At 56.1% G+C, this 5,900-nt stretch carries 4 protein-coding genes, 1 pseudogene and 2 riboswitches; of the genes and pseudogenes, 3 read left to right on the forward strand and 2 right to left on the reverse strand.

The window, feature by feature from the left end:
- Together ACNKID_RS05660 and larB are read right to left on the reverse strand one after the other, a co-directional pair.
- Window positions 1–179 (reverse strand): annotated as a pseudogene (locus ACNKID_RS05660) (protein translocase subunit SecD); the annotation flags it as partial.
- 153 nt (window positions 180–332) lie between these two features.
- Complete coding sequence (gene larB / locus ACNKID_RS05665) at window positions 333–1,088, reverse strand: nickel pincer cofactor biosynthesis protein LarB (protein ID WP_417912462.1); 756 nt, start codon at window positions 1,086–1,088, stop codon at window positions 333–335.
- A 119-nt stretch (window positions 1,089–1,207) separates the two neighbouring features.
- Here larB and ACNKID_RS05670 point away from each other — a divergent pair, with 119 nt between their 5' ends.
- The 3 genes from ACNKID_RS05670 (at window position 1,208) to ACNKID_RS05680 (ending at window position 5,521) form a co-directional block, all read left to right on the forward strand.
- The gene (locus ACNKID_RS05670) at window positions 1,208–4,297 is read left to right on the forward strand and encodes a cache domain-containing protein (RefSeq protein ID WP_417912463.1); all 3,090 of its coding nucleotides are present in this window, start codon (window positions 1,208–1,210) and stop codon (window positions 4,295–4,297) included.
- Between the two features lie 215 nt (window positions 4,298–4,512).
- On the forward strand, window positions 4,513–4,947 hold the full coding sequence (locus ACNKID_RS05675; RefSeq protein ID WP_417912464.1) for a hypothetical protein: 435 nt from the start codon (window positions 4,513–4,515) through the stop codon (window positions 4,945–4,947).
- Between the two features lie 336 nt (window positions 4,948–5,283).
- Window positions 5,284–5,362, forward strand: a riboswitch (cyclic di-GMP riboswitch).
- Window positions 5,363–5,392: 30 nt separating this feature from the next.
- Window positions 5,393–5,521, forward strand: a complete 129-nt coding sequence (locus ACNKID_RS05680; RefSeq protein WP_417912465.1) for a hypothetical protein — start codon at window positions 5,393–5,395, stop codon at window positions 5,519–5,521.
- Window positions 5,516–5,594, forward strand: a riboswitch (cyclic di-GMP riboswitch). (Overlaps the previous gene by 6 nt.)
- Window positions 5,595–5,900: the final 306 nt, after the last annotated feature.

Consider the following 5,900-nt stretch of genomic DNA (forward strand, 5'->3'; position numbering starts at 1 on the left):
GCCCGCAGGACAAGGTGCATTCCGCCTTGGAGGTCAAGGCCGAGCTGAAGTCCTTTTGGGGCCAGATATTTTTTCCACCACTCCGGCGTGCCTTTGTAGAACGACGGCACAATGAAGAGGATGGAAAAAAGAATCATGAAAAAGAGCAGCCAGCTTCGCAGTTTCAGGTTGGTGTTCATAGATATTTTCCCAAAGTAACTTAGTCAGTTGCGGAACCAGTGCCGCAGCAGCAGCAGAACGCATCAGCATGAAAAATGCTGAACTATACGCCAGGCCAGGGCTTCATGCAATGGCTGGAGCATGTTTTTCCTCTTTTTCTTCGCGCTGAAAGGTCAGCTTTTTCGGTTGATCGCCGCTGCCATGCAGGCCGCTCCAAAGCCGTTGTCTATGTTGACCACCGCCAAGCCGGGGGCGCAGCTGCTGAGCATTCCCAGCAAAGCCGCAAAGCCGCCTGCGCCTGCGCCGTAGCCAACTGAGGTCGGCACCGCAATCACCGGAGCTGGAGTCAAACCAGCGACCACCGAGGGCAGTGCTCCCTCCATGCCTGCGGCGACAATCACAACTGAGACCCGCTGAAGCAGTTCACAATGGACAAGAAGGCGATGGATGCCTGCCACGCCGACATCATAAACCGCAGCTGTCTCGTGACCGAACAGCTCAAGGCAGAGTCGGGCCTCCTCAGCCACAGGTAGATCGGAAGTGCCTGCGGTGACAACCGCCACCGCGCCCCTACCGCTGTTCTGCGGAACATGCTTCTCATTGCCGGTGAGCAGGCGGGCGGTCTCATGATAGCGCAGCCCCTCGACTTGAGCGCAGACCTGTTCGGCCTTGACTGGATCAACCCGCGTGGCCAAAACCGGGGTCGGGCGGCGGAGCATGGCCCGGAGGATTTCTGTCAATTGAGCCACTGTCTTGCTCTCGCCGAAAACCGCTTCTGGCAGACCAGTGCGCAGCAGCCGATGGTGGTCGAGCCGGGCCGATTCCAGCGTTTCTGTCGGCAGAAGGCGCAGCCGCTCCAAGGCAGCCTCTGGACTGAGGCTGCCGCTGTGGACTTGGCGCAGCAGCGCAGAAAGCTGTTGTTCATTCATGAGACGCGCAGGATAATACTTGAAGGGTGAGCGCGGGGCGTGGGTTCCCCTTGTTCTTCCCAGACACATGCGTAAACAGGACGCTGCAGCATCAATACTCATTCTCCGGCATTTTTACCATGAAAATATTCACCGAGGAGAACATCGGCAAGCTGATCATTCTCAACTCCAGCTTGGTCGGCCTGCTGATGTGGCTCGGCATCGTCGCTCACACTTTCTGGGATGCGGAAATCAACCTGAAAATAGAGCTGGCTCAGCTGGAGAAGGAGCATATCCGCCAGAAAAAAGAGGGCGTGACCATGTCGGTGCAGGACTTTATCCAGAGCATGGATGTGCGCCATCATATGGCCCTGAGCCAGCTCAAGCACAGCCTTGAAAGCCAAGTGCGGCAGATTCAGGACATGGCGGGGAATCTTTACGAAAAAAACAGAAAATCCATGTCCGACGAGGAGCTGCAGCGGCTGATCATTGAGGCGGTCCGCCCCTTCCGCTTCAATAACGGCCGCAGCACCTTTTTCATTCTCACCCTTTCCGGCATCGCCAAGCTCTGGCCTCCGGATGTCGCCGCCGAGGGCAAAAGTATTCACGACAACAGCAATGAGAACCGCCTGAAGGTCTTCACCGGCTTGGCCGAGACCGCCCGCCGGGGCGGCGGTTTTTACGAGTATTCCTGGCCCAAGCCCGACGGCCCGACGGACAGGCTGCATCAGGCCGTCGCCTATGTCGCCTATTTTCCGGCTTTTGACTGGTATATCGGCACCAGCGACTACATAGACGACATCGAAGGGGAAACCCAGCAGCATGTTATCAATGTCATTAACCAGCACGCGAGCCGGACAGCGGATGAGTACATGTTCATCATCGACCTCAATGCCATCAAGGGCGGTGCTCCCTCTGTCTTAGTCAACCCCCGGCGGCCTGACCCGCTCAACCGCCTCCTGAGCAGCGAATACCAAGAGCCTGAGGGCAAACGTTTCCGGGAGGAGTTTATGGCCGGCATCCAGCAGTTCGGCGAGGTCTTTGTCAAATACTTGGACAAGAAGCAGGGGACGGACAAAGTCAAGCCGAAGATGACCTACTTCAAGCTCTATCCAGAATGGAAGTGGGTGATTGCTCGGGGCTTTTATTACGATGACCTAGAGGCGCAGATCAGCCTGAAGAAGGAACGGCACCAGCGGCTGTTTCAGGAAAAACTCCGCATCTCTTTGGCCATCTTCTGCTTCATCCTCCTCGGCGCGCTCTGCATCTCCCTGCTCTTTTCTCACAAGGTGCGCGACCTTTTCCATGCCTACCGCCAGAGGCTGGAGGAGTCAAACAAGGAGCTGACCACGGCGATGGACCGCGCCCATGCAGCCACAGTCGCCAAATCCGAGTTCCTCGCCAACATGAGCCATGAGATACGCACGCCGATGAACGGGATCATCAACTTGGCGGAGCTGGCCATGGAAACAGAGCTGACAGAGAAGCAGCGCGACTACCTGCGCAAAATCCATCTCTCCTCGCGGAGCCTGCTGGAGATTATCAACGACATTCTTGATTTCTCGAAAATAGAGGCGGGAATGCTGGATATCGAAAATATCAGCTTTGACCTGCGCAGCCTCTTTGACAAGCTGATGCTGCTTTTCGGCGAGCAGAGCAGCCGGAAAAACATCCGCCTCCGGCTCTCGCTGCCGCCGGAGCTGCCCAAAAACATCATCGGTGACCCTATGCGGCTGCATCAGGTGCTGTCAAATCTGATCAGCAACGCGGTCAAGTTCACCGAACAAGGAGAAATCACTGTCAGAACAACATTGCTCCAAGAAACGGCGGAGCGGGCGGTTATCCGCTTTTCTGTCGCCGACACCGGCATAGGCATTCCGGCGGAAAAACTGCCCCTGCTCTTCGAGTCCTTCACTCAAGCGGACAGCTCCACAGCTCGGAGATACGGCGGCACCGGCCTCGGCCTGACCATTTCTAAACGGCTGGTCAGTCTGATGGGAGGACATCTGACAGCGGAAAGCGAGGCGGGCATCGGCAGCAACTTTTCTTTCACGCTGGATTTTGCCTTGCACAGCCGGAAGGCCGCCCGGAACGATGGAAGCGGAACGGACGAGGCATCTGCCGAGGATATTGCCCGTATACGCAGCGCCCGCATTTTGCTGGCCGAGGACAACCTGATCAACCAGCAGGTGGCGCAGGAAATTCTGGCCAAGGCAGATGTGCAGGTGGAGACGGTGAGCAACGGGGCCGAGGCGGTGGCCGCTGTGGCGGCCCGGCATTTTGACGCAGTGCTGATGGACATTCAGATGCCGGTTATGGACGGCTACGAGGCAGCCCGTCGCATCCGGCAGGACTTGGGCAGAACCGACCTGCCAATTTTAGCCATGACCGCCCACGCGGTGAGCGAGGAGCGGGACAAATGCTTCCGCATGGGCATGGACGACCACATCCCTAAGCCGGTCTGCCGCAGCGACTTGTTCAGGGTTTTGAGCCGATGGATCAATCTGCCTCTTGAGCGGCAGACGGCAGGCAGCTCCCTTGGCTCGCCGCCTGCCGAAGAGGCGGTTGCCCAGCCGATGGAACGGCTGCTGGCCGAGGTTGGGACAGCGTCACAGCCTGCCGGATTAGATCTGGCAGGCGGCCTGCGGCGGCTGGAGGGCAACAGCGGGCTGTATTTGAAGCTGCTGCGGGCATTCTGCCGAGAACAATCTAATATACTTGAAAAAACCGAGGCATTGATCGCGGCTGGCGATGCCAACGCGGCCAAACATGCCGCGCACAGCCTCAAAGGCGTGGCGGGCAACCTCGGCCTGACCGGCATTCAAGCTTTGGCTGGAAAGGTTGAAATTGAGCTACAGTCCGGCGGGGCGGCGGAACTGGCCCGGCTGCTGCGTCAGCTGGCCCACCAAGTGGTGGAGACAGTCAGCTATCTGACCTCCCGCCTTGATGCTGCTGCGGCCGGCCCGGCGGCGCAGAAAGAAGATGCTGCGCCGAAAAACTTCAGCCGTGAGGAAGCGCTGCCGCTGCTGCGTCAGCTGGCCGCCTTGGTGGAGCAGTCGGACTTCTCCGCCTTGCAGTTTTTGGAGGAAAACTGCGAGCGCATCAGGCCGCATATGAACCGGAACGATTTCACCCAGCTCATGGCCTGCATTGAAAGCTTCAGTTTTGAATGCGCTCTGCCCCTGCTCAAAAAACAGCTGCGGAAGCAGAACAACTCTCCGCCGCTGTAGATCTCTGCTCCCGAAAAGCGGATTTTTCAGCACTTGCGGCTTTATTCCGCCGCGCCCGCATGGTATGCTGTAAGCAGCAGAATGCCGCAGTCCGTTTCAAGGCGGTTCATTTTCACCGCTTTGCTGACAACCGATCTGGCGCATGACTTGCGGGGCATCAGCGTCCTCTGAAAAACCGGTTGCTGCCTGCGCAAGAATGGGGAAGGGAGGAGGCCATGCTTGGATCACCATCAAAGAAAAATGAGCATCCGCATTCCGGTGCCGATGGCGGCGGGGGAAGTCCTTCGGCTGAGCAGCTTTGGAGCACGATCGAGTTCTCGCGCAACTTTCCTGAGCTGACGCTTTATTTGGCCGCAGATGTGAAAGCCAGAAGACTGGCGGAGAGAAAGCGGCTCCAGCTCTCCGATCACGACGAGCCGCTGGAATTTCCTCCGCTGGTCGCCCCTGATCCCAGGGAACTGCGGCCAGCTCATCCTCTTCCCGAAAAACAGGCTCAAGCTCCTCCGCTCAACGAGACACTTGAGCTTTTCGCCTCTGGACAGCTGCCTCCTTCTGAATCTGCTGCGCCGCCGCCGGACAGCAGCGGAGAGCATGGGAAAAAGTCCTTTTGGCGGAACATCCTCGCCTTCTCATTCTTTTCATTCTGTTGACGCGCAGCCGCAACCCACTCCGTGGTTTCTGCCTGCTCTTTTTATTTCCCCTCCCTTTTTTTCAGCTGTGTAAAAATTACTCACAACACATGTCTCACTGTGTAAAAAATACCCAATTTCAGCCGAATGAGAAAGATTATCATTAATATCAAAGCAATAATAGATCTTTTTTTAATGATACAACAGTGAATTACGATTCGGAGGCAAAAACTGGCATGGATTTCGCATTAAGAGCAGCAAAGCCCAGCGCAGCAAGCTTGGGCTTCTGAGAAGTGATCTTGCTTTTTCATGCAGGAGAAGATGTCGTACTTTCTGACTGCCTTGGCTGATCGAGAAAGTTGACAAAGCCACAATCACCGCGAGGTGGTGTCGGAAAGCCACGGGTCTCCAGAGTGGAGACAGCCGGGCTGCCTGCTTTAACATCTATTGCCGGAGGCAAGCAGTTATGAAGAACACATGTACAAAAGTCATTAAAAAAGGACTGGTGGGCCTGACAACACCCCTTAAAAAGGGTTTGATCGGATTATCGGTTCTTTTTCTTTCTGCCGCATTTGTTCTGCCGGAAGAAAGTTGACAAAGCCACAGCCACCGCGAGGTGGTGTCGGAAAGCCACGGGTCTCCAGAGTGGAGACAGCCGGGTTGCCTGCTTTAAGTATCTACTGCCGGAGGATGCAGTTATGAAGACAAATGCACGTGTGAAAAAAGGATTGGTCAGAGTTGCCGTATTGGTTCTTTTCGCAGCTCTCGTGTTGCCGGAAGCGGTATTTTCTGCAACGGATGGAAGCGGATGTTCGCCGCAGTTTCCTAAACAACCGCCTAAAGTGACCAGACGCTGCCCTTGGAGATAAAACACGCAGGACAGACTGCCATTGAAGGGAAGGAAAGAAGGTTAGACTCTCACGAGCTTAACCTTCTTTTTTTTTGCCTGTTCAATTGTTCCGCTTCGTTTTTTT

It is taken from the genome of Candidatus Electronema sp. TJ (assembly GCF_048287355.1).
Classification (GTDB): domain Bacteria; phylum Desulfobacterota; class Desulfobulbia; order Desulfobulbales; family Desulfobulbaceae; genus Electronema.